Origin of the sequence: Streptomyces sp. NPDC001137, assembly GCF_040298885.1 — a bacterium.
In the GTDB taxonomy this organism is placed as follows: domain Bacteria; phylum Actinomycetota; class Actinomycetes; order Streptomycetales; family Streptomycetaceae; genus Streptomyces.
Window position 1 is genome coordinate 29826 of the sequence record NZ_JBEPBA010000004.1, and the last position, 21709, is coordinate 51534.

Annotated in this window: 21 protein-coding genes; 13 read left to right on the top strand and 8 right to left on the bottom strand. The window is 71.1% G+C overall.

Going from position 1 to position 21709, the window contains the following annotated elements; genetic code table 11:
* The first annotated feature begins 11 nt into the window (after positions 1-11).
* The 5 genes from ABT254_RS08795 to ABT254_RS08815 all read left to right on the top strand — a co-directional run bounded on the left by ABT254_RS08795 (position 12) and on the right by ABT254_RS08815 (position 5980).
* Positions 12-1091 (top strand): LLM class flavin-dependent oxidoreductase, encoded by a 1080-nt coding sequence (locus ABT254_RS08795; protein WP_351465690.1) that lies wholly within the window; start codon positions 12-14, stop codon positions 1089-1091.
* Positions 1088-2431, top strand: coding sequence for an NtaA/DmoA family FMN-dependent monooxygenase (locus ABT254_RS08800; RefSeq protein WP_351465693.1), 1344 nt, complete (start codon positions 1088-1090; stop codon positions 2429-2431). Before ABT254_RS08795 ends, ABT254_RS08800 begins: the two co-directional genes overlap by 4 nt.
* A gap of 338 nt (positions 2432-2769) precedes the next feature.
* Positions 2770-3669, top strand: a complete 900-nt coding sequence (locus tag ABT254_RS08805) for a S1 family peptidase (protein WP_351465696.1) — start codon at positions 2770-2772, stop codon at positions 3667-3669.
* Between the two features lie 110 nt (positions 3670-3779).
* A complete protein-coding gene (locus tag ABT254_RS08810; RefSeq protein ID WP_351465699.1) occupies positions 3780-4670 on the top strand; it encodes a slipin family protein in 891 nt (296 codons plus the stop codon).
* A gap of 230 nt (positions 4671-4900) precedes the next feature.
* Entirely contained in the window at positions 4901-5980 is a 1080-nt protein-coding gene (locus ABT254_RS08815; RefSeq protein ID WP_351465702.1) for a S1 family peptidase, read from the top strand.
* Between the two features lie 117 nt (positions 5981-6097).
* Here ABT254_RS08815 and ABT254_RS08820 read toward each other — a convergent pair whose 3' ends face one another.
* Entirely contained in the window at positions 6098-7159 is a 1062-nt protein-coding gene (locus tag ABT254_RS08820; RefSeq protein WP_351465705.1) for an ABC-2 transporter permease, read from the bottom strand.
* 152 nt (positions 7160-7311) lie between these two features.
* On the opposite strand from ABT254_RS08820, the gene ABT254_RS08825 reads away from it, so the two are divergent.
* A complete protein-coding gene (locus ABT254_RS08825; RefSeq protein WP_351465707.1) occupies positions 7312-10791 on the top strand; it encodes a DNA polymerase III subunit alpha in 3480 nt (1159 codons plus the stop codon).
* Complete coding sequence (locus ABT254_RS08830) at positions 10788-11762, top strand: DNA polymerase Y family protein (protein ID WP_351465710.1); 975 nt, start codon at positions 10788-10790, stop codon at positions 11760-11762. Before ABT254_RS08825 ends, ABT254_RS08830 begins: the two co-directional genes overlap by 4 nt.
* Before the next feature lie 3 nt (positions 11763-11765).
* Here the strand turns inward: ABT254_RS08830 and ABT254_RS08835 are convergent, their stop codons facing one another.
* The gene (locus tag ABT254_RS08835) at positions 11766-12140 is read right to left on the bottom strand and encodes a cupin domain-containing protein (RefSeq protein ID WP_351465713.1); all 375 of its coding nucleotides are present in this window, start codon (positions 12138-12140) and stop codon (positions 11766-11768) included.
* A 92-nt stretch (positions 12141-12232) separates the two neighbouring features.
* On the opposite strand from ABT254_RS08835, the gene ABT254_RS08840 reads away from it, so the two are divergent.
* Together ABT254_RS08840 and ABT254_RS08845 are read left to right on the top strand one after the other, a co-directional pair.
* A complete protein-coding gene (locus ABT254_RS08840) occupies positions 12233-12679 on the top strand; it encodes a MarR family winged helix-turn-helix transcriptional regulator (protein WP_351465716.1) in 447 nt (148 codons plus the stop codon).
* Positions 12680-12851: 172 nt separating this feature from the next.
* Positions 12852-13721, top strand: a complete 870-nt coding sequence (locus ABT254_RS08845; RefSeq protein ID WP_351465719.1) for an esterase/lipase family protein — start codon at positions 12852-12854, stop codon at positions 13719-13721.
* A gap of 60 nt (positions 13722-13781) precedes the next feature.
* Here ABT254_RS08845 and ABT254_RS08850 read toward each other — a convergent pair whose 3' ends face one another.
* Positions 13782-14765 carry a lytic polysaccharide monooxygenase auxiliary activity family 9 protein gene (locus ABT254_RS08850; RefSeq protein ID WP_351465722.1) on the bottom strand — a complete coding sequence of 328 codons (984 nt, stop codon included), beginning with the start codon at positions 14763-14765 and terminating at the stop codon, positions 13782-13784.
* A gap of 181 nt (positions 14766-14946) precedes the next feature.
* Here ABT254_RS08850 and ABT254_RS08855 point away from each other — a divergent pair, with 181 nt between their 5' ends.
* Positions 14947-15396, top strand: a complete 450-nt coding sequence (locus ABT254_RS08855) for a GNAT family N-acetyltransferase (protein WP_351465725.1) — start codon at positions 14947-14949, stop codon at positions 15394-15396.
* Between the two features lie 27 nt (positions 15397-15423).
* Here ABT254_RS08855 and ABT254_RS08860 read toward each other — a convergent pair whose 3' ends face one another.
* Positions 15424-15558: a hypothetical protein gene (locus tag ABT254_RS08860; RefSeq protein ID WP_107057611.1), complete on the bottom strand. Its 135-nt coding sequence runs from the start codon at positions 15556-15558 to the stop codon at positions 15424-15426.
* A 139-nt stretch (positions 15559-15697) separates the two neighbouring features.
* On the opposite strand from ABT254_RS08860, the gene ABT254_RS08865 reads away from it, so the two are divergent.
* Positions 15698-16312 (top strand): class I SAM-dependent methyltransferase, encoded by a 615-nt coding sequence (locus ABT254_RS08865; RefSeq protein ID WP_351465728.1) that lies wholly within the window; start codon positions 15698-15700, stop codon positions 16310-16312.
* Between the two features lie 4 nt (positions 16313-16316).
* Here the strand turns inward: ABT254_RS08865 and ABT254_RS08870 are convergent, their stop codons facing one another.
* A complete protein-coding gene (locus ABT254_RS08870; protein WP_351465731.1) occupies positions 16317-16817 on the bottom strand; it encodes a ribonuclease FAU-1 family protein in 501 nt (166 codons plus the stop codon).
* On the bottom strand, positions 16798-17730 hold the full coding sequence (locus ABT254_RS08875; RefSeq protein WP_351465734.1) for a GNAT family N-acetyltransferase: 933 nt from the start codon (positions 17728-17730) through the stop codon (positions 16798-16800). Before ABT254_RS08875 ends, ABT254_RS08870 begins: the two co-directional genes overlap by 20 nt.
* Before the next feature lie 71 nt (positions 17731-17801).
* Between ABT254_RS08875 and ABT254_RS08880 the strand changes: the two genes are divergently transcribed.
* Complete coding sequence (locus ABT254_RS08880; protein ID WP_351465737.1) at positions 17802-18170, top strand: GntR family transcriptional regulator; 369 nt, start codon at positions 17802-17804, stop codon at positions 18168-18170.
* Between the two features lie 107 nt (positions 18171-18277).
* Here the strand turns inward: ABT254_RS08880 and ABT254_RS08885 are convergent, their stop codons facing one another.
* Both ABT254_RS08885 and ABT254_RS08890 read right to left on the bottom strand, forming a co-directional pair.
* Positions 18278-19048, bottom strand: a complete 771-nt coding sequence (locus ABT254_RS08885; protein ID WP_351465740.1) for a DUF72 domain-containing protein — start codon at positions 19046-19048, stop codon at positions 18278-18280.
* A gap of 23 nt (positions 19049-19071) precedes the next feature.
* The gene (locus ABT254_RS08890) at positions 19072-20166 is read right to left on the bottom strand and encodes a DUF5925 domain-containing protein (RefSeq protein WP_351465743.1); all 1095 of its coding nucleotides are present in this window, start codon (positions 20164-20166) and stop codon (positions 19072-19074) included.
* A gap of 119 nt (positions 20167-20285) precedes the next feature.
* On the opposite strand from ABT254_RS08890, the gene ABT254_RS08895 reads away from it, so the two are divergent.
* The gene (locus tag ABT254_RS08895; protein ID WP_351465746.1) at positions 20286-21707 is read left to right on the top strand and encodes a GH39 family glycosyl hydrolase; all 1422 of its coding nucleotides are present in this window, start codon (positions 20286-20288) and stop codon (positions 21705-21707) included.
* Positions 21708-21709 lie beyond the last annotated feature (2 nt).

Below are 21709 nucleotides of genomic sequence, written 5' to 3' on the forward strand. Positions count from 1 at the left end.
GTTCCCCCCACATGACCTCATCGCACGGGCGGGGGCTGTTGCACCTGGCCGCCGCCCTGGACCAGCCGGCGGTGTTCGACGCCGGCTCCCACATCGAACTGGCGAGGCTCGCCGAGCGCGGCGGCCTGGACTTCGTCACGCTGGACGACAGCTTCGCCCGCCCCGGGCCCGACGCGCTCGCCGTCCTGTCCCGCGTCGCCCCCGCCACGGCCCGCATCGGCCTGGTCCCCACCGTCACCACCACGCACACCGAGCCCTTCCACGTCCAGGCCGCGGTCGCCACCCTCGACTGGGTCAGCCGCGGCCGGGCCGGCTGGCGGATCGACGTGTCCACCACCGAGGGCGAGGCCCGCCTCTTCGGCCGCCGGCATGCCGTGACCGGCGAAGAGCTGTGGCGCGAGGCCGGAGAAGTCGCCGAGGTGGCCGCGAGGCTGTGGGACAGCTGGGAGGACGGCGCCGAGATACGGGACCTGGCGACCGGCCGTTTCATCGGCCGGGACAAGCTGCACCACGTCGACTTCACCGGCACCGGCTTCTCGGTGAAGGGCCCCTCGATCGTGCCGCGGCCCCCGCAGGGCCACCCCGTCCGCGTGGTCGACGCCACCGAGGGACACACCCGGCCCACCGCCGCCCGGTACGCCGACGTGGCGCTCGTGCGGGCCGCGAGCCCCGCGCAGGCCGCCGCCGTACGGGACCAACTCCGCCAGTCGGCCGCCGAGTTCGGACGCAACCCCGACCACCTGCGGGTCCTGGTGAGCCTCCTCGTCGACCTCGGCGACGGTGAGCACGCGGCCGAGCCGGGCCACGGCGGGGGCGGCCCCCGGCAGACCGTGCAGGGCCCGCTGTACCGGGGCGGCCCCGTGGACCTCGCCGAACTGATCGCCGGCTGGCACGCGGACGGCGTCGTCGACGGCTTCCACCTCACGCCCACCGAGCCGCGCCGTGACCTGGAGCGGCTCGTCAACGGGACGGTGGCGCTGCTCCAGCACCGCGGCCTGTTCCGCACCTTCTACCCGGGCAGCACCCTGAGGGAGCACCTGGGCCTCGCCAGGCCCGCCAACCGGTACGCCGTGACAGGGGGAGCGTCATGACCGTACGACGCAAGCAGATACGTCTCGCGGCGCACTTCCCGGGGGTCAACAACACCACGGTGTGGGCCGATCCGCGGTCGCGGTCGCAGATCGACTTCTCGTCCTTCGAGCACCTCGCCCGTACCGCCGAACGCGGCCTGTTCGACTTCTTCTTCCTCGCCGAGGGGCTGCGGCTGCGCGAACACAAGGGCCGTATCCACGACCTGGACGTGGTGGGGCGGCCCGAGTCGCTCACCGTGCTGAACGCGCTGGCCGGCGTCACCGAACACCTCGGCCTCGCCGCCACCGTCAACGCCACCTTCAACGAGCCCTACGAACTCGCCCGCAGGCTGGCCACCCTGGACCACCTCAGCGGCGGCCGCGCGGCCTGGAACGTGGTGACCTCCTCCGACGCCTTCACCGGCGAGAACTTCCGGCGCGGCGGCTTCCTCGACCCGGCGGACCGGTACACGCGCGCCGCCGAATTCGTAAGCGTCGCAAGGAAGTTGTGGGACTCCTGGACCCCCGAGGGCATCTCCCGGCCCTTCGCGCACCGCGGGCAGCACTTCGACATCGCGGGCGAGTTCACCGTGCCGCGCCCACCGCAGGGGCACCCGGTCGTCATCCAGGCCGGGGACTCCGGCGAGGGGCGGGAGTTCGCCGCGTCCACGGCCGACGTCGTCTTCACCCGGCACGGCACGCTGGAGGCGGGGCGTTCCTTCTACGCCGATGTGAAGCGCCGCCTGGAGAAGTACGGCCGCGCCCCGGACGACCTGAAGATCATGCCCGGTGTCACCGTCGTCCTCGGCGACACCGCCGCCGAGGCCCAGGAGAGGGCCGTCGAGATCCGGCGGCAGCAGGTGTCCCCGCAGAACGCGATCATCGCCCTGGAACAGATCTGGGGCGTCGACCTGTCGGCCTACGACCCCGACGGCCCGCTCCCCGAGATCGACCCGGTGGCGGACTCCGCGATCACCCAGGGACGGACCCGGCGCGGCGACACCGTGGCGATCGCCGAGATGGGGGTCCCCCCGCTCGAGCGAAGTTCGAGAGTGGGGGAGGCGCGCCCGTCCAAGGAGAAGGGGCTGTCCATCCGGCAGACCGTGATCGAGGCGGGCGGCCGGCAGTCCTTCATCGGCACGCCCGAGGCCGTCGCCGCCGAACTCGACGAGTATGTGCGCAAGGACGCCGCCGACGGCTTCATCCTCCAGCCGCTGATCACCCCGGTCGGACTCGACGAGTTCGTGGACCGGGTGGTGCCGCTGCTGCAGGAGCGAGGCGCCTTCCGCACGGAATACCAGGGTGCGACGCTGCGCTCCCATCTCGGCCTGCCCGACCCGGTACCGTCCGTCAGCGCCTGAACGGCCGGGGCCTCAGGGGCGAGGGCCATCCGGAAGGGCGACTTCCGGACATCCCCGCGTGCTGGGCTTCCGCCGTTCCCGCCGCCGGGGAACATACGGGCGAGGCGGGCGTCCGTAACCTGGTCCGAACCAGGGCAGAGATGGCCAAAACTCATGGTTCGTTGAGGGGTTGGCGGCCGAAAGGCGCCCTTGCGCCTACCGGCCGTTCGGCCGAATACTCCCCGCAAGCGCTTGTCAGGGGCACGGCATGTCCGGAATCCGGACGAACGCGGCCCTGGCTGCGCCTCACGGGCCCCGACCCCACGCGGGCCCCCGACTTCCCCTTGGGAGGAACGAACGTGAGGATCAAGCGCACCACCCCCCGCAGCGGCATTGCGAGACGGACCCGGCTGATCGCCGTCACCACCGGTCTCGTGGCCGCCGCAGCGATCGCGGTCCCCAGCGCGAACGCGTCCACCGCCACCTCCTTCAGCACGGCCCAGCTGAAGAGCGCCGACGCCTCGGTGCTCAAGGCGAACGTCCCGGGCACCGCCTGGGCCGTCGACAGCAAGACCAACCGTGTCCTCGTCACCGTCGACAGCACGGTCTCCAAGGCCGAGATCGCGAAGATCAAGCGGCAGGCCGGCAGCAACGCCGGCGCCCTCACCATCAAGCACACCTCCGGGCAGTTCAAGCCGCTGATCAGCGGCGGCGACGCCATCTACGGCGGCCAGTACCGCTGCTCCCTCGGCTTCAACGTGCACAGCGGGAACACCTACTACTTCCTGACCGCGGGCCACTGCGGTGAGGTCGCCTCCACCTGGTACTCCAACTCGGGCCACACCACGACCCTGGGTACCAACGTCGGATACAGCTTCCCGAACAACGACTTCGCGCTGGTGCGCTACACCAACTCGTCGATCTCGCACCCGAGCACGGTCGGCAGCCAGACCATCACCAGCGCGGCCACCCCGAGCGTCGGCACCACGGTCTACCGCCGAGGCTCCACCACCGGCACGCACAGCGGCCGGGTCACCGCCCTGAACGCCACCGTCAACTACGGCAGCGGCGACGTCGTCTACGGCATGATCCAGACCACGGTCTGCGCCGAGGGCGGCGACAGCGGCGGCCCGCTGTACGGCGGCACGGTGGCGTACGGTCTGACCTCCGGCGGCAGCGGCAACTGCACCTCCGGCGGCACGACCTTCTTCCAGCCGGTCACCGAGGCCCTGAGCTACTACGGCGTGAGCATCGGCTGACGCCCGCTGTTCCCGGTCCCCGTGCGCAACCGGCGCACGGGGGCTCCCTCTTGTCCGGGTGACGGAGTTACCTTCGAAGTACACGTGGTGCTCGGTCCCCTGGGGGCGGCATGGTCGAGGAGCTGGTGGCGGCGGGAGCGACCCTCGCGTCCGCCGGTGTGGTGTACGTGATGGCGGCCGCGCGGGTCGTCAAGCAGTACGAACGCGGTGTGGTGTTCCGGCTCGGCAGGCTCCGGGACGAGGTGCGCGGGCCGGGGTTCACGATGATCGTGCCGTTCGTGGACCGGCTCCAGAAGGTCAACATGCAGGTCGTGACGATGCCGGTGCCCGCGCAGGAGGGCATCACCCGGGACAATGTCACGGTGCGGGTGGACGCCGTCGTCTACTTCAAGGTGACCGGGCCGGCCGAGGCGGTCGTCAAGGTCGAGGACTACCGGTTCGCCGTCGCGCAGATGGCACAGACCTCGCTCAGGTCCATCATCGGCAAGAGCGAACTGGACGATTTGCTGTCCAACCGGGAAAAACTCAACCAAGGGCTGGAGTTGATGATCGACAGCCCGGCGGTGGAGTGGGGTGTCACCATCGACCGCGTCGAGATCAAGGACGTGTCCCTGCCGGAGACCATGAAGCGCTCGATGGCCCGGCAGGCCGAGGCCGACCGGGAGCGCCGGGCCCGGGTCATCAACGCCGACGCCGAACTCCAGGCGTCGAAGAAGCTCGCCGAGGCGGCGCAGCAGATGGCGGACACCCCGGCCGCGCTGCAACTGCGGCTGCTCCAGACGGTGACGGCCGTCGCCGCCGAGAAGAACTCCACGCTCGTGCTGCCGTTCCCGGTGGAGTTGCTGCGGTTCCTGGAGAAGGCGCAGCAGACGGCCGGGGCGCCCCAGCAGCTTCCGCAGCAGCCGGTGCGGGAGCCACAGCAACCGGTGCAGGAGCAACTGCCACCGCCCGTGCCGCGCTTGGAGCCCGGTCCCGAGGGGTCGAAATCCGGACAGGACTAGACCTCACGCACCGCACATGGGCTACTCGCTCGTAGTGTTTGCAGAGCGAAGACATGGGGTGACCGTGGACTGTCAAAACTGCGGGGGCGCACATCCCGCGTTCTACGCGCGTCCTGAAGACGCCCTTGTGTGCTCCCTGCCGTCCTCGGGATAGTAGGCGCTGTTCAACGCCTTCCGGTTCGTGAGGTCCCCACAACCTCCCGGACCGACCCCCCACAGGAGGACGTGAGTTGAAGCACCGACGCATACCCAAGCGGCGTGCAGCCCTGGCCGGTGCGGGCATAGCCGCACTGGTGGCCGCGGGAGTCACCTTCCAGACTGCGAACGCCAGCGAGCCCGCGAAGACCTCGGCGCCCGAGACCCTGTCGGCCGTGGCGGCCGGAAAGCTCGCCTCGGCCCTCGGCAAGAACCTCGGCGCCGACGCGGCGGGAACGTATTACGACGCGAAGGCGAAGAGCCTCGTCGTGAACGTCCTCGACCAGGCCGCCGCCAAGACCGTCGAGGCGGCCGGCGCCAAGGCGAGACTCGTCGAGAACTCCCTCGCCGAACTCGACGCCGCCCGTACGACGCTGACCAAGGACGCCACCATCCCCGGCACCTCGTGGTCGACGGACCCGGTGAGCAACAAGGTCGTCGTCACCGCCGACAAGACCGTCTCCAAGGCCGAGTGGGCCAAGCTCTCCAAGGTCGTCGACGGGCTCGGTGCCAAGGCCGAACTCAAGCGTTCGAAGGGGGAGTTCAAGCCCTTCGTCGCGGGCGGCGACGCCATCTCCGGCTCAGGCGGGCGCTGTTCGCTCGGCTTCAATGTGACCAAGGGCGGCGAGGCGTACTTCCTCACCGCGGGGCACTGCACCGACGCCATCAAGACCTGGTCGGACTCCAGCGGCAACCAGATCGGCGAGAACGCCGACTCCCAGTTCCCGGGCAATGACTTCGGCCTGGTCAAGTACACCGCCGACGTGGACCACCCGAGCGCGGTCGACCTCTACAACGGTTCCTCGCAGTCCATCACCCACGCCGCCGAGGCCACGGTCGGCGAGAAGGTGACCCGCAGCGGCTCCACCACCCAGGTGCACACCGGCACGGTCACCGGCCTGAACGCCACCGTGAACTACTCGGAGGGCACGGTCAGCGGTCTCATCCAGACCGATGTCTGCGCCGAGCCCGGCGACAGCGGCGGCTCGCTCTTCGACGGCGACGCGGCGATCGGCCTCACCTCCGGGGGCAGCGGCGACTGCACCTCCGGCGGCGAGACCTTCTTCCAGCCGGTCACCGAGGCGCTGTCGGCGGAGGGTGCCCAGATCGGCTGATCGTCGGCTCCGCCGGTTGCGTGAAGTCGTGTGAAGTCCCGCCCCTGCGCGCGAGGGGCGGGACTTTCGCGTGCCGTGTCGCTCCGCGGGATGTGCAGTTGACTGTCTGCGGTGTGTTCAATTCTGCGGGCGCGTTGTGGCCGGCCGTGTCCCTTCGGGGCGCGGCCGGACCGCGCCGCGTTTCTCCCGCAGCACCGCCGCGACCAGCGTGATCGCGATCCCGGCCGCCGCCCAGGCCGACAGCACCAGCAGTGAGGCGGTCGTGTCGTTGCCCTTGAAGTACGCGATCGACCGCGCCGCCCAGGTTCCGGCGCCCGGCGGCAGCGCGGGCCCGATCGCCTTCCAGAACGGCGGCAGCATCGGCAGCGGGAAGGCGCCGCCCGCGCTCGGATTGCCCGCGATCACCACGAGCAGGATCGCCAGGCCGATGCCGACGATCCCGAAGATTCCCTGGAGCGCGAGCGTCGCCGCCCCGACCGCGAAGGTGATCAGCGCCCCCAGCCCCCACAGGGCCGGCACGCTCCCCGGCAGGGCGCCCAGGATCGGGCCCACGATCACCGCACCGCCGAGCCCGCCGACGATCGAGACCAGCGCCAGCATGACCAGCCGGATCACCGCGCGGCGCAGGTTGGCGGGCCGGGCACCCGTGCTGATCGCCAGGACCGAGGCGCACAGATAGCCGCCGACGCACCACCCCACGACCACATAGAAGGAGGACAGCCCGTCGAAGTCCTGGGCGGAGGCCGGGGCCACGTCGACCGTGCGGACGGTCCGCTGCTGAGAGGCCTCCAGGAGGGTGAGGTACTGCTGGAGGGTGTTCGCGAGAACGGTGCCGCCGCCGCTGGCCACCAGCAGCGTGTCGGCCGTGCGGGCCGGGTTGATCAGCAGTGCGCCGTCGATGTCCCGGTTCAGGATCTGCTCGCGCGCCGTCGCCTCGTCCGCCACCACCCGCGGGTCGAACGGCGAGCCGTGCAGGCTGTCCAGCCGGGCCACCACCTGCTCGGCCGCGGCCTTGGGGGCGACGACCCCGAAGGGCACGTCCTTGGGCTTGGGGTCGTGCAGCGCGCCCACATAGGAGGCGATGAACAGCAGCTGGAGGGCGATCACACCGACGACCAGCAGCGTGGCGCGCGGTGTGACCGCGTCCTTCACCTCGGCGAGAAAGCTCCTCTGTGCCATGTCCTCACCGTCCGGGGCGGCGCACGTTTCCGCAGGTGGGGAAGGGCCGAACGGTTGTCGCACACTCGTTCGGTTTTTGGTCTATGGTGGAGGTGAGGCAGTCGGGAACTGATGTTCGATAATGGAGACGGCTCAGACAGCGGGAGGTGCGGATGCCTGGTTTCACCCATCTGCACACCGTCTCCGGGTTCTCCCTGCGCTACGGTGCCTCGCACCCGGAGCGGCTGGCGGAGCGCGCCTCCGAGCGGGGCATGGACGCCCTCGCCCTCACCGACCGCGACACCCTCGCCGGCACGGTCCGCTTCGCCAAGGCCTGCGCCGGGGCGGGCGTCCGCCCGCTGTTCGGCGCGGAACTGGCGGTGCAGCAGCCCGCCCGGCTGCGCGAGGACGATCCCGTACGACGGGAACGGCGCCGCACCCCCGTACGCGGCGGTGCCTTCATCGACGAGTCGACTCCCCGCGTCACCTTCCTCGCCCGGGACGGCGCCCGCGGCTGGGCCGACCTGTGCCGCCTGGTCACCGCGGCGCACTCCGCCGACGGCCCGCCCCTGCTGCCCTGGACCGACAACCGTGCCGAGGGCCTGACCGTCCTGCTCGGCCCCGCCTCCGACGTGGGCCGTGCCCTCGCCGCCGGCCGCCCCGACCGCGCGGCCAGGCTGCTCGCCCCCTGGCGCGAGGTCTACGGCGACGCCCTGCGCCTCGAGACGCTCTGGCACGGCCGCAAGGGCACCGGCCCCGGCTCCCTGCGCCTGGCCGCCCGCACCCTCGGCTTCGCCGCCGAGCAGCGCATCCGCCCGGTGCTCAGCAACGCCGTCCGCTACGCCGACCCCGGCCTCGGCCCGGTCGCCGACGTCCTGGACGCGGCCCGCCGACTGGTCCCCGTCGACCCGACGAAGGAGCTGGACTCGGGCGAGGCCTGGCTCAAGGGTGCGGGCGACATGCTGCACACCGCCGAGCGGATCGTCGAGGCCGCCGGCTACCGGCGCGACACCGCCCACCGGCTGCTGGAGCAGACGCAGGCGACGGCCGCCGAGTGCCTGGTCGACCCCGAGGACGACCTCGGCATGGGCGCCGTCCACTTCCCCGAGCCGCACCTCGTCGGCGCCGGCCGCCGCACCGCCCAGCGGGCACTGGCCTCGCGGGCGGCGGCCGGGATGGTGCTGCACGGCTACTCCGACAGGCGCGCCTACTGGGAGCGGATGCACCAGGAGCTGGACATCATCGCCCACCACGGCTTCGCCTCCTACTTCCTGACGGTCGCTCAAGTGGTGGACGACGTACGGAAGATGGGCATCAGGGTGGCGGCCCGCGGCTCCGGAGCGGGCTCCCTGGTCAACCATCTCCTCGGCATCGCGAACGCCGATCCGGTCGAGCACGGACTGCTGATGGAGCGCTTCCTGTCCAAGGAGCGGGTCGTGCTCCCCGACATCGACATTGACGTGGAGTCCGCGCGCAGGCTGGAGGTCTACCGCGCGATCATCGACCGGTTCGGCGAGGAGCGGGTCGCGACGGTCGCGATGCCGGAGACGTACCGCGTCCGCCACGCGATCCGTGACGTCGGTGCGGCCCTGTCCATGGACCCGGCCGACATCGACCGCATCGCCAAGTCCTTCCCGCACATCCGCGCCCGCGATGCCCGCGCGGCACTGGAGGAACTGCCCGAACTACGCGCACTGGCCGGGGAGCTTCAGCGGGAAGGGGCGCGGTACGGACGGCTCTGGGAACTGGTCGAGGCGCTCGACGCCCTCCCGCGCGGAGTCGCCATGCACCCCTGCGGGGTCCTGCTCTCCGACGCGTCCCTGTTGAGCCGTACGCCGGTCATGCCGACCAGCGGCGAGGGCTTCCCCATGTCGCAGTTCGACAAGGACGACGTAGAGGACCTCGGACTGCTCAAACTCGACGTGCTCGGGGTGCGGATGCAGTCGGCGATGGCGCACGCGGTCGCCGAGGTGCAGCGGGCCACGGGGGAGCGGATCGACCTGGACGCGCTCGAGGGAGGCGACCCGGCGACGTACCGGCTCATCCGTTCCACCGAGACCCTGGGCTGCTTCCAGATCGAGTCGCCGGGCCAGCGGGACCTGGTGGGACGCCTGCAGCCCGCCACCTTCCACGATCTCGTCGTCGACATCTCCCTCTTCCGCCCCGGCCCGGTCGCCGCCGACATGGTGCGGCCGTTCATCGAGGCGCGGCACGGGCGGGCGCCGGTCCGTTATCCGCACCCCGACCTGGAGGAACCGCTGAAGGGGACGTACGGGGTCGTCGTCTTCCACGAGCAGATCATCGACATCGTGGCCATCATGACCGGCTGCGGACGCGGCGAGGCGGACCGGGTGCGGCGCGGGCTGTCGGACCCGGAGTCGCAGGGCCGGATCAAGGTGTGGTTCGCCCAGCACGCGGCGGCGGCCGGGTACGACGCAGAAACGATTCGTCGGACCTGGGAGATCATCGAGGCCTTCGGCAGTTACGGCTTCTGCAAGGCGCACGCGGTCGCCTTCGCCGTGCCGACGTACCAGTCGGCGTGGCTGAAGGCGCACCACCCGGCCGCCTTCTATGCCGGGCTGCTCACGCACGACCCCGGCATGTATCCGAAGCGGCTGCTGCTGGCGGACGCGCGGCGGCGCGGGGTGCCGGTGCTGCCGTTGGATGTGAACAAGTCGGCGGTCGCACACCGTATCGAACTGGTGTCTGAATCGGAGGAGCCCAAGGGATCCAGGGGATCCAAGGGGTTGAAGGAGGCCTGGGGGCTGCGGCTGGCGCTCTCCGACGTGTACGGCATCAGCGAGGCCGAGGCGGCGCGGATCGCGGAGGGGCAGCCGTACGCCTCGCTGCTGGATTTCTGGGAGCGGGCGCGGCCGAGCAGACCGCTGGCCCAAAGGCTGGCCCAGGTCGGAGCGTTGGACTCCTTCGGCGCCAACCGCCGTGATCTGCAACTTCACTTGACCGAGCTGCACCGGGGTGCCCGGGGTGCGGGTGGCGGCCAACTCCCGCTGGCGGGCGGGCGGAAGACGGCGTCTGCCGGGCTGCCGGACCTGTCGGAGGCGGAGAAGCTCAGTGCCGAGCTGGGAGTGCTGTCGATGGACGCCTCGCGCAATCTGATGGACGATCACCGCGCCTTCCTCGACGAGCTGGGCGTGGTCTCCGCGCGCAGGCTGCGCGAGACCAGACACGGCGAGACGGTCCTCGTGGCGGGCGCCAAGGCGGCGACGCAGACCCCGCCGATCCGCTCCGGCAAGCGTGTCATCTTCTCCACCCTGGACGACGGCACGGGCCTGGTCGACCTCGCCTTCTTCGACGACTCCCACGACGCCTGTGCCCACACCGTCTTCCACTCCTGGCTGCTGCTGGTGCGCGGAGTGGTGCAGCGGCGCGGCCCGCGCAGCCTCAGCGTGGTGGGCGCCGCCGCCTGGAACCTCGCCGAACTGGTCGAACTGCGCGCCGAGGGCGGCCTCGACGAGGTGGCGAAGCGGCTGGCGCAGCCGCTGCCGGAGGGCGGCGGGGATTCGGCCCGCGGCAGGCGGATCCAGCTGCCCACCGGATACGAGATGAACCCGTGGGCCGATCTGCGGCCCGCGGGCCAAGAGCCCTCACAGGTACGGAAGTTGTGGCACCAGAGCCCGGGGAGTGCGGGATGACCATCGTGTGCGTACGTTTCCAGCTGCCTTCGGCGTCCGAGGCCGCGCTGCCGGGGCTGCTCGGGCTGCTGGAGGAGTTCACCCCGGTCGTCCAGGCGCTGCCGCCGGACGCGGCGCTGGCCGATCTGCGGGGCGCCGAGCGGTACTTCGGGCGCGGCGCGGTCGAGCTGGCGGCGGTGATCCGGGTGCGCGCCCTCGCCCTGTACGGCGTCGACTGCGCGATCGGCGCCGGACCGGGCCCGATGCTGGCCCGGGTGGCGCTGGGCGCGGCCGGGCCCGGGGTGACCTGCGAGGCCCCCGGCGATCCGGACGGCATCGCCGAGTTCCTCGCGGGCCGCCCGGTCACCGCGCTCCCCGGTGTCGGCGCGGCCACCGCCCGCACCCTGAACGAGTACGGCCTCGACACCCTGGGTCTGGTCGCCGCCGCACCGCTCTCCACACTCCAGCGCCTGATCGGTGCGCGGGCGGCCCGCGAACTGCACGAGAAGGCGAACGGCGTGGACCGCGGCCGGGTCGTCCCGAACGCCGTCTCCCGCTCCCTGGCCGCCGAACGCCCCTTCACCCGCGACGAGTTGTCCCCGGACCGGCACCGCCGCGCGCTGCTCTGTGCCGCCGAGGAACTGGGCGCCCGGCTGCGCGCCCTGGACAAGGTCTGCGGCACCCTCACCCTCACAGCGCGCTACGCCGACCGCACCGCGACGACCCGCACCCGCACCCTCAAGGAACCCACCGCCCACTCGGCCGCCCTGACCCGGACGGCGTACGACATGTACGAGTCCCTGGGCCTCCAGCGCGCCCGGGTGCGCGCCCTCGCCCTCCGCGCCGAGTCCCTCGGCCCCGCCGAACAGGCCTCCTACCAGCTCACCTTCGACCCGGTGGACGAGAAGGCCCGCCGCATCGAGGAGGTCGCGGACCGGGTACGGGCGAAGTTCGGACCGGGGGCGCTGCGGCCGGGGGCGCTGGCGGCATAGGCCTCAGTTGGCCCACGGGGGAGTGATGCGGGTGCCGTCGGCGAGGACCGCCTCCAGGCCGATGGACGTGGTGACCCAGGAGATCGCCGTCTGCTCGGTGGGGTTCTCGACGCCGAAGGCCGCACCGGGGTTGACGATCACCGTGTCACCGGCGGTGATGCGGTCCGTGCGGCCGTCGAGGGTGATGAGCAGTTCGCCGATGAGGAGATGGAAGATCTCCTCACGATTGACCGTGTGCACCGGCGCCTTGGTCCCGGCGGGGATCTCACCGCGCCAGGCGCACAGCTCCTTGCTGCCGGCGAGCGGGGTGGCGTACGAGACGAAGCGAGCGCCGTGTATCTCGTGGGTGACGGCTTCGGACGTGCGGATGACGGGCATGGCTGACTCCGATCCATATGGTCAAGCAGCTTGACTACCTCTCTCATGGTCAAGCTGCTTGACCATTCCGTCAAGGGTGTTTCAATGCCTCCGTGCACAACTCCGAGGCCATGGCCCTGTCCGCCGCCCTGCTCGCCGTCGCCGGTGAGCTCACGCAACGCATCAATGCGGGCGTGGTCGCCCGCGGCTTCGAGGGGGTGCGCCCCGCGCACGGCTTTGCCTTCGCGCGGCTCGCCCCGGACGGCGCGACAGTCACCGACCTCGCGGTCCATCTCGGCGTCACCAAGCAGGCCGCCAGTCAGCTCGTCGACGAGATCGTGCGGAAGGGCTACGCCGAGCGCCGGGCGCACCCCGTGGACGCCCGCGCCAAGTTGATCGTGCTGACCGAGCGGGGATGGGCCTGTACGCGGGCCGCGGAGGAGGCTGCCGCGGAGGTGGTGCGGGAGTGGAGTGCCGTGCTCGGTGAGGCTGAAGTGAGGTCCCTGGGCGGGCAGTTGGGACGTATTGCGCCCTATGGGCCCATCCGGCCCGCCTGGTGAGGGTTCGGCGTCGGCTACTGGCGAGTCAGTTATCACTGGAAGTTTTTACTGACGCGTAACTTCACACTTGCACTACTCGCCCGTAACTTGACGAGTGAACAGCATCCTTCGTGATCCGGATCACAGGGCGTAAGGCCATCGCAACTCCCTTGAGCCGCAAGGAGATCACACGATGCTGCCCTGGAAACGAGTGCTCAGACCCCTGACCGCGCTGCTTCTGACCGCCGCGGCCGTCACCGTCCCCGCCACCGCCGCCCACGCCGCCGACACGGCCGCCGCCTCGTCGAGCGGCTGGAACGACTACTCCTGCAAGCCGTCCGCCGCCCATTCCCGGCCCGTCGTCCTGGTGCACGGCACCCTCGCCAACTCCGTCGACAACTGGCTGGCCCTCGCGCCGTATCTGGAGGGCCGCGGCTACTGCGTCTTCTCCTTCGACTACGGCCAACTGCCGGGCGTCCCCGTCTTCTACGGCCTCGGCCCCATCGACAAGTCGGCGGAGCAGCTGTCCGCCTACGTCGACAAGGTGCTCGCCGCGACCGGTGCCGCCAAGGTCGACCTCGTCGGCCACTCGCAGGGCGGCATGATGCCCCGGTACTACCTCAAGTTCCTCGGCGGAGCCGCCAAGGTGAACGCCCTCGTCGGTATCGCGCCCGACAACCACGGCACCGACCTCGACGGGTTCACCAAGCTGCTGCCGTACTTCCCCGGCGCCGCGGACCTGATCTCCGCCTCGACACCCGGGCTCGCCGACCAGATCGTCGGATCCGCCTTCCTCACCAAGCTCAACGCGGGCGGCGACACGGTCCCCGGCGTCCACTACACGGTCCTCGCCACCAAGTACGACGAGGTGGTCACGCCGTACAGCAGTCAGTTCCTGAGCGGTTCCGACGTGCACAACGTGCTGCTGCAGAACCTGTGCGCACTCGACCTCTCCGAGCACGCCCTGATCGGACTGACCGACCGGATCGCCTTCCATGAGGTGGCCAACGCCCTCGACCCGGCGCGTGCCTCCGCCACCACCTGTGCGTCGGTACTGAGCTGACGCACTCTCGGGGCCTGTCCGACCTGAGCCGCCGGACAGGCCCCGCGCTTTTCCGCCCTCTCAGCGGCCGTGCCGTCCGCCGTCGCCGGTCGTGCGGCGGCGGACCGAGGAGACCGAGAGGAACAGCGTCGCCGCACCGAGCGCCAGGGCGGCCGCGCCACCGATGGCGAGATACGAGGTGCTGTCGTCGGCACCCGTCTCGGCGAGGTGCTCCGACGTCCCGGCCGCCTCGGGCCCGTTGGCCGCGGCGGTCGCCGGGTCCGCGGAGGTGCTCGCGCCGGCGTCACCGTGACCGTGGTGCTCGACCGTCGACCTGTCGGCACCCGCCTCGATCTGCCGCTCGGAGGGGGCGGAGGCGGTCGGCGCCGGGGACGAGCCGCTCGTCGTACCACCGCCGCTGTTTTTTCCACCAAAGCTCACGTCCGAGCAGGAGTAGAACGCCTCCGGGCTGTCCGAGCGCTGCCAGATCGCATACAGAAGCTGCCTGCCGGAGCGCTCGGGGAGGGTGCCGGAGAAGGTGTAGAAGCCGCCTGAGGCGACCGGGTCGGTGGCCGTCGCCACCGGGTGGTCGAGGTCCAGGTCGGACCAGGACAGCGGGTGTGCCGGGTCGTAGCCGGCCTTGGTGACGTACACCTTGAAGGTGCCTCTGTGCGGGGCGGTCACGCGGTACTTGAAGGTGTACGAACCCGCGCTCACCCTCGTCGCCGGCCAGTCCGCGCGGGCCAGGTCGAGCCCCTTGAACTCCTCGTTGTCCGCGCTGCACAGCCTGCCGTCCGGGATCAGCGTCCGGTGCCGCCCGTTCGCGTCCCCGATCCGGATGCCGTTCCAGTCGTAGAGCGCCTGGGTGCCACCTGCCGCGACCGCCGCCCTGCACGCGTCCGACTTCGGGCTCTCCGGGCCCTCCGCGTAGCACTGCGCGACCCGGCTGACCGGGTCACCCATCGTGCCGTGCGCGGACGCCGGACCGGCGGCGAGGACGGTCAGGGCGAGCGGGGCGGCGCCGAGGGCGGTGAGAGCGGCGACCTTGCGGCGGCGTGCGGGCATGCGGAATCTCCTCGGAACGGTCCTGACGCGCGGGGCGGGACGCGGGGGCGAATCCCGTGGGGCGCGATCAGAAGCTAGCCCCAAGAAACCGTGAAATCGCCTGCTGGAGGCGGGTGATGGAGATCCTTATGGTGCCGTTAAGGGAGTCCTCAGCCTGGGATCAGGTAATACCGTGCGCGGCATGACCGACGAGGAGATCCGGGCGGCCGTCGCCGCCGATGTACCGGCCGTGAAGGCCGTGACCGACGCCGCCTATCACCACTACATCGAGCGCATCGGGGTGGTGCCGAAGCCCATGGAGGCGGACCACGCGGCGAACGTGGCCGCGGGGAAGGTGTTCGTGACGGGAGACCCGGTGATCGGCCTGGTCGTGCTCGAGGAGCGCGCGGACCATCTGTACCTCGACAACATCGCCGTCCACCCCGAGGCGCACGGCAGGGGCGTGGGGCGACGGCTGCTGCAGTTCGTGGACGCACGCGCGCGTGCGCTCGGACTGCCCGAGGTCAGGCTCTACACCAACGCGATGATGTGGGAGAACCAGAAGATCTATCCGAAGTTCGGCTATGAGGTCGTCGAGCGGCGGGTCGACGGCCCCTACGACCGCATCCACTACCGCAAGCGGCTGGATTGAGTTGACTGATGGGCTGGACCGGCTGTCTCAGCCGTCCGGCCACCACGTTCGTGCGATGTCCTTGCGGACCTCCGGGCGCCCGGAGGGGCGCGCGTCGGCCTCCTCGCGGACCTTGCGGGAGTCCGTCTTCCTCAGGGGCTTCTGCACGGTGGTGCGGCGCATGGCTGCCTCCTTCAGGTTCCACCGGGTTCCGCGTTTTCACGGAGGTAGACCCTTTCGGGGAGAGTGACTCATCGGTCGGGGTCTGTCTGTGGTGGCTGTCACGAATCGACTGTCAGTGGCGGGTGTCACTCTTGGACGCATGACCAACGACAATGACGCGCTGAGCTGGGCGGCTGTGGACTGGGACGCGGAGGCCGCCTCCTTCGACGAAGAACCGGATCACGGTCTGCGCGACCCGCGGGTGCGTGACGCCTGGGCCGAGCGGCTCGGCTCCTGGCTGCCGGAGCGCCCGAGCGACGTCCTCGACCTCGGCTGTGGAACCGGCAGCCTGTCGCTCCTCGCATCCGAGCAGGGACACCATGTGACCGGGGTGGACAGCTCCCCCGCGATGGTCGGCCTCGCGAGAGCCAAGCTGGCCGGACGTGACGCGGCGTTCCTGGTCGGTGACGCGGCGGCGCCTCCGGTGGGGGAGCAGCGCTTCGACGTCGTCCTCGTACGGCATCTGCTGTGGGCGCTGCCCGAGCCCGGCCGGGTGCTGCGGCACTGGCGGGAGCTGGTGCGCCCCGGAGGCCGGCTGGTGCTGGTGGAGGGCGTGTGGGGGACGGTCACGCCGGTCGGCATACCGGCCGACGTGCTCACCGGCCTCCTGGCGCCGCTCGCCGCCGAGGTGCGGCTGGAGCGGCTGTCCCAGGACGCGCAGCTGTGGGGGAAGGAGGTGACGGACGAGCGGTACGCGGTGGTGGCGCTGGTGTGAGCCCTCAGGCCAGCAGCGCGTCGAAGCCGCCCTCGCGGGCCAGCGACTCCAGCTCGTCCAGGGCGGCGACGGCGGCGGCCGCGGCCTCCGGGTCCGTCTCCGCCAGGCCGCTCTCGGCGAACTCGTCCTCGTCCAGCCGGCGTACGTCCCTGCCGTCGGCGGACTGCCACAGGTCCAGGTCGAGATCCTCGACGACCAGTTCCGTGCCGGAGAGCGTGGCCGGGCGGGTGACGTCGCAGTACCAGCCCTTCAGGGTGCCCTCGAAGTCGCGGACCTCCTTCACGGCGTACCAGCGGTCGCGCCAGTAGTACTCCGTGAAGACGTCGCCCCTCTCGAAGCGGACGAAGCCGAAGTCGCGGACGCTGTCGCCCGCCCAGAGCGCACGGACGACGACGCGTGTGCCGTCGTCGCCGAGCAGCTCCGCCCCGTAACGGATCTTCGTCCGGCCCGCCTTGACCAGGACGACGTCCAACTGCCGTGGACTGTCAGGCGAGTTCGCGGACATACCGCACCTCCGACGCGCAGATCTCGTATCCGAACCACTTGTTGATCGCGAGCATGGGCTCGTTCTCGGAGTCGTTGCCCGTGAGCGCCACCGTGTATCCGGCGGCGCGGGCGCGGTGCAGGGAGGCGTTCTTGACCAGCTTGGCCAGGCCGCGGCCGCGGTGGGCGCGGGCGGTGCCGGTCATGGCGGTCGCGTAGCGGCCGGTGGCGGTGTCCGTCCAGGCCACGCTGAAGGCGGCCGGTCGGCCCTCGACGAGCGCGATCGTGGTCAGCTCCCGGTTGAGCAGCGGGGCCTTCCAGCTCTCCTCGATCCAGGTCTCGTAGTCGGTGAGCTCGGCGTCGACATCGCTCGGTTCGTCCGAGGTCGTCAGCGCATCCAGCTCGAACAGCGGACGCGGATCGTCGGCGAAGTCGGCCGCGGAGCGCAGTTCGACGCCCGGCGGCGGGGACTGGAGCGGCGGAAGCGTCCCGCCGGTCAGGTCGAGGCGGAGGAAGTGGGCCAAGCGGCTGGCGCGGTAGCCGCGCCGTTCGGCGAAGGCCCGGCCCGCGGGCTCGTCCAGGACCCAGGCGAACAGCTTGGTCGCGCCGTGCTCGGCCAGGTGCTGCTCGGCCGCGCGGACCAGGAGGTGGCCGGCGCCGCGGCGGGTGCGGTCGGGGTGCACATAGATGTTGAGCATGCCCTGGCCCGGCTCCGGGCTGTCGTACGCCAGTTGTACCTGGGCGGTGCCGACGACCTCGCCGTCCTCCTCCGCGACCAGGGATCTGAAGCGGGCGTCGGGGTGGGTGTGGGCGAGGCGGTGGACGATGGCGTCCGGGGTCCACAGGATGTGCGGGAGGGCCAGGTGGCGGACATGGGCGAAACCCTCGACGTCGGCCCGGTCGTCGGAGCGTAGATCGCGCACGGTCACTGTCATTGGGCGCACGCTACGGGGAAGGCCCACCCGGGTGCCTCTCATTTTCGGGCCGGTGCGGGACAATCGGCAGCGTGACCTTGAAGATCCACATCGACGACAGTGCCGCGCCGTACGAGCAGGTGCGGGCGCAGATCTCCGAGCAGGCGCGGTCGGGGGTGCTGCCGGTGGGCTACCGGCTGCCGACCGTGCGGGGGCTGGCCGAGTCGCTCGGGCTCGCGGCGAACACGGTCGCCAAGGCGTACCGGGCGCTGGAGAGCGACGGGGTGATCGAGACGCGGGGGCGCAACGGTACGTTCGTCGCTGCGGCGGGCTCGGCGGCGGAGCGGGAGTTGGCCCTGGCGGCCCAGGCCTACGTGGAGCGGGCTCGGCGGCTGGCGGTGGGGGAGGAGGCGGCGCTGGCCGCCGTGCGGGATGCCCTGCGGGCGGCTTACGGGGGGTGAGCAGTCCCCCCGGGGGTGCTGTTGGCACTGCGGCCGGCCCGTGGATCGTCTACAGGTTCGCTGTGGCTTGTCGCGCAGTTCCCCGCGCCCCTGTCGGGGCGCTTTGGTCAGCGCCGCGCAGCCAGTTCCGGTGTGCGGGTCACCGTGAGGCCAGCTCTGGTTGCCGCCCGGCTGAAAGTCACCGCGTCTTTCACCGCCGCCCCGCCCGGGTCGTTGTTGAAGTACGCGTACACGTCCCGGCGGTCGGACCAGGTGGTGGCGATGCGGTCCACCCAGGTTTCCAGGGAGCGGCGGCCGTAGTGCGGCCATGGGTGGGCGCGGCCCTGGTGGAAGCGGACGTAGCCCCAGTCGGTCGTACGCCACAGCGGGGTGGCGGGGCGGGCCTGGACGTCGGCCCAGCACAGGGCGGCACCCCGGGCTTCCAGGACCTTGCGGACCTCCTTCGTCCACCAGGAGTCGTGACGCGGTTCGACCGCGATCCGGGTCGACGAGGGGAAGCAGGCCAGGCACGCGTCCAGCAGCCCCGCGTCGGCCTTCAGCGTCGGCGGGAGTTGCAGGAGCACCGGCCCCAGACGGTCGCCCAGGCCCGTCGCGTGGCTCATCAGACGGTGGACCGGCTCCTCGGGATCCTTGAGGCGCTTGATGTGGGTGAGGTAGCGGCTCGCCTTCACCGCCACCACGAAGTCCCGCGGCACGCGCTCCCGCCACGCCTCGAAGTTCTCCCGTGTCGGCAGCCGGTAGAAAGCGTTGTTGATCTCCACCGTGGCGAAGTGCTCCGTGTACTCCTCCAGCCACAGCCGCATGGGCACACCGGCGGGGTAGAAGACCTCCCGCCAGTCCTTGTACTGCCACCCCGACGTTCCGACGAACAGGGTCATACGTCCATCAAAACACCGGTCGCCTAGAGATACAGCCCGGCGTCCGCCCCGTCCCGCGGTTCCGGCAGGGCGGTCGGCGAGGTGCCCCGGCGCAGTGCGTACAGCTCCGCCAGGGTCGCGCCCTCGCGGCCCACGCCCTCCTCGGTGCCCAGCCAGTTCACCGCCTCCGCGCGGGTCAGCTGCCCCACCTCGATACGGGCCAGACAGCGGCCCGGGCGGACCACGGCCGGGTGCAGACGCTCCAGGTCCTCGTTGGTCGTCACGCCCACCAGCACGTTGCGGCCCTGGCCGAGCAGGCCGTCGGTCAGGTTCAGCAGCCGCGACAGGGCCTGGCCCGCCGTGTGCTTGGCCTCGCCGCGGATCAGCTCGTCACAGTCCTCCAGGAGCAGCAGCCGCCAGCGGCCCTTGCCCGTCCCGTCCTCCTCGCCGATCGCGATGTCCATCAGATAGCCGACGTCGGAGAACAGGCGCTCCGGGTCGAGCACGCAGTCCACCTGGCACCAGTCCCGCCAGGAACGGGCCAGCGTGCGCAGGGCCGAGGTCTTGCCGGTGCCCGGCGGGCCGTGCAGCAGGAGCAGTCGGCCCGCGATGTCCTCCGGAGTCGTCCTCATCAGTCGGTCCATCGCGTCCGCCACCGGCGCCGTGTAGTTCTCCCGCACCTCGTCCCAGGTGCCCGCGGAGATCTGCCGGGTGGTGCGGTGCGGGCCGCGCCTCGGGGAGACGTACCAAAAGCCCATCGTCACGTTCTCCGGCTGGGGTTCGGGCTCGTCCGCCGCACCCTCCGTCGCCTGGTCGAGGACCTTCTGCGCCAGCTCGGCGCTGGTCGCCGTCACCGTGACGTCGGCGCCGCGGTTCCAGCGGGAGATCAGCAGCGTCCAGCCCTCGCCCTCCGCCAGCGTCGCGCTGCGGTCGTCGTCACGGGCCATGCGCAGCACCCGGGCGCCCGGCGGCAGCAGCGTCGCCCCGGACCGGACGCGGTCGATGTTCGCCGCATGCGAGTACGGCTGCTCGCCCGTCGCGAAGCGGCCGAGGAACAGCGCGTCGACGACGTCGGACGGCGAGTCGCTGTCGTCGACGTTGAGCCGGATCGGCAGAGCGTCGTATGGGTTCGCAGACATGGCGTCCATGATCCGGCACCCGGGCGCTGCGCGCACTGGATTTCCCCCGCTCTGTCCTCGGTGTCTGTTTGCTACAACATCTGCCATACCTGGCATTCCGCCGGTTACTGTTTCCCTCGATGGGACGTCATGAGTGGACTTCGGGGGCGCGACGGTGGCGGCTCACCGCGCTGCTCGGCGTGGGTGTCGCCGCACTGGCTCTGGTCGTGACCCTGATCAACACGCTTCCAGGGGGCGGCGCCGGCACCGCGGGCACCTCGCGCAACGGCGACACGGTGCACGGCACCCCGGTGACCCCGCCCGACCAGGACAGGCCCGAGGTCGGCTGGGGCTTCACACACACCCAGTACAGCGCCGACGAGGGCAGTTCCGCCGCCACCGAGCGCGTCGAGGGGCTGCTCTCGGACGCCGGGGGGATGCCGCAGGACCAGGCGCTCATGGGCTGGGGCGCGGACAACCCCGAGCCGGTGAAGGGCCGTTACGACTTCGACGCGATGGACCGCCGTATCGACTTCATCCGCAAGTCCGGCGGCACCCCGGTCGTCACCCTGTGCTGCTCCCCGGACTGGATGAAGGGCGGCAAGGCCGGCGTCGACAACACGAACTGGAGCCAGGCCGCGCTGGAGACCGCCCCGCGGCCCGAGCACTACGGGGACTTCGCCGCGCTCGCCGCGACCGTCGCCAAGCGCTATCCCGACGTACGCCACTTCATCGTCTGGAACGAGTTCAAGGGCTTCTGGAGCGATGCCAAGGGCCGCTGGGACTACGAGGGTTACACCAGGCTCTACAACCTGGTCTACCGGGCCCTGAAGAAGGTCGACAAGGACATCATGGTCGGCGGGCCGTACCTGGTCATGGACAGTGTCGACCCGCGCGCCGACGAGGCGTCCAAGACGTTCAAGGGCCCGTGGGGCGCCATGGACCAGCGCGTCCTCGACGCCTTCGACTACTGGAACAGGAACAAGGCGGGCGCCGACTTCGTCGTCGTCGACGGCTCCAGCTACACCAACGACGACGAGATGCTGCCGAACGAGTTCGCGGCGACCGACAAGTTCACCGCCGTCGGCACGTGGGTGCGGCAGCGGACCGGCAACCTCCCGCTGTGGTGGTCCGAGTACTACGTCGAGCCCGCCGACGGGAACGACGACCGCAAAGGCTGGTCCGAGACCCGCCGCGCCGCCGTCCAGGCCGCCGGGATGATCGCCATGGTCAAAGGCGGCGCCTCCTCCGGCTTCTACTGGAACCCGGAGGACGAGAAGGGCAGCGACTGCGCGGGCTGCATGTGGACGCCGACCGACAGCGCGGACGGCGGCAGGAAGCTGCCCATGTTCGACCTCATCTCCCGCTTCCACCGGGCCTTCCCGCCCGGCACGAAGTACACGACCGTCTCCGTCGCCGCGGACGACGTGCCCAACGTCCGCGTCCTCGCCACCGACAGGACCGTCCTGGTGGTCAACACCCTCGACCGGTCGATCAGCGCGAAGGTCGACGGGAAGCGGTTCGAGATGCAGGCGTACGAGGTGCGGTGGCTCGAGCGCTGAGC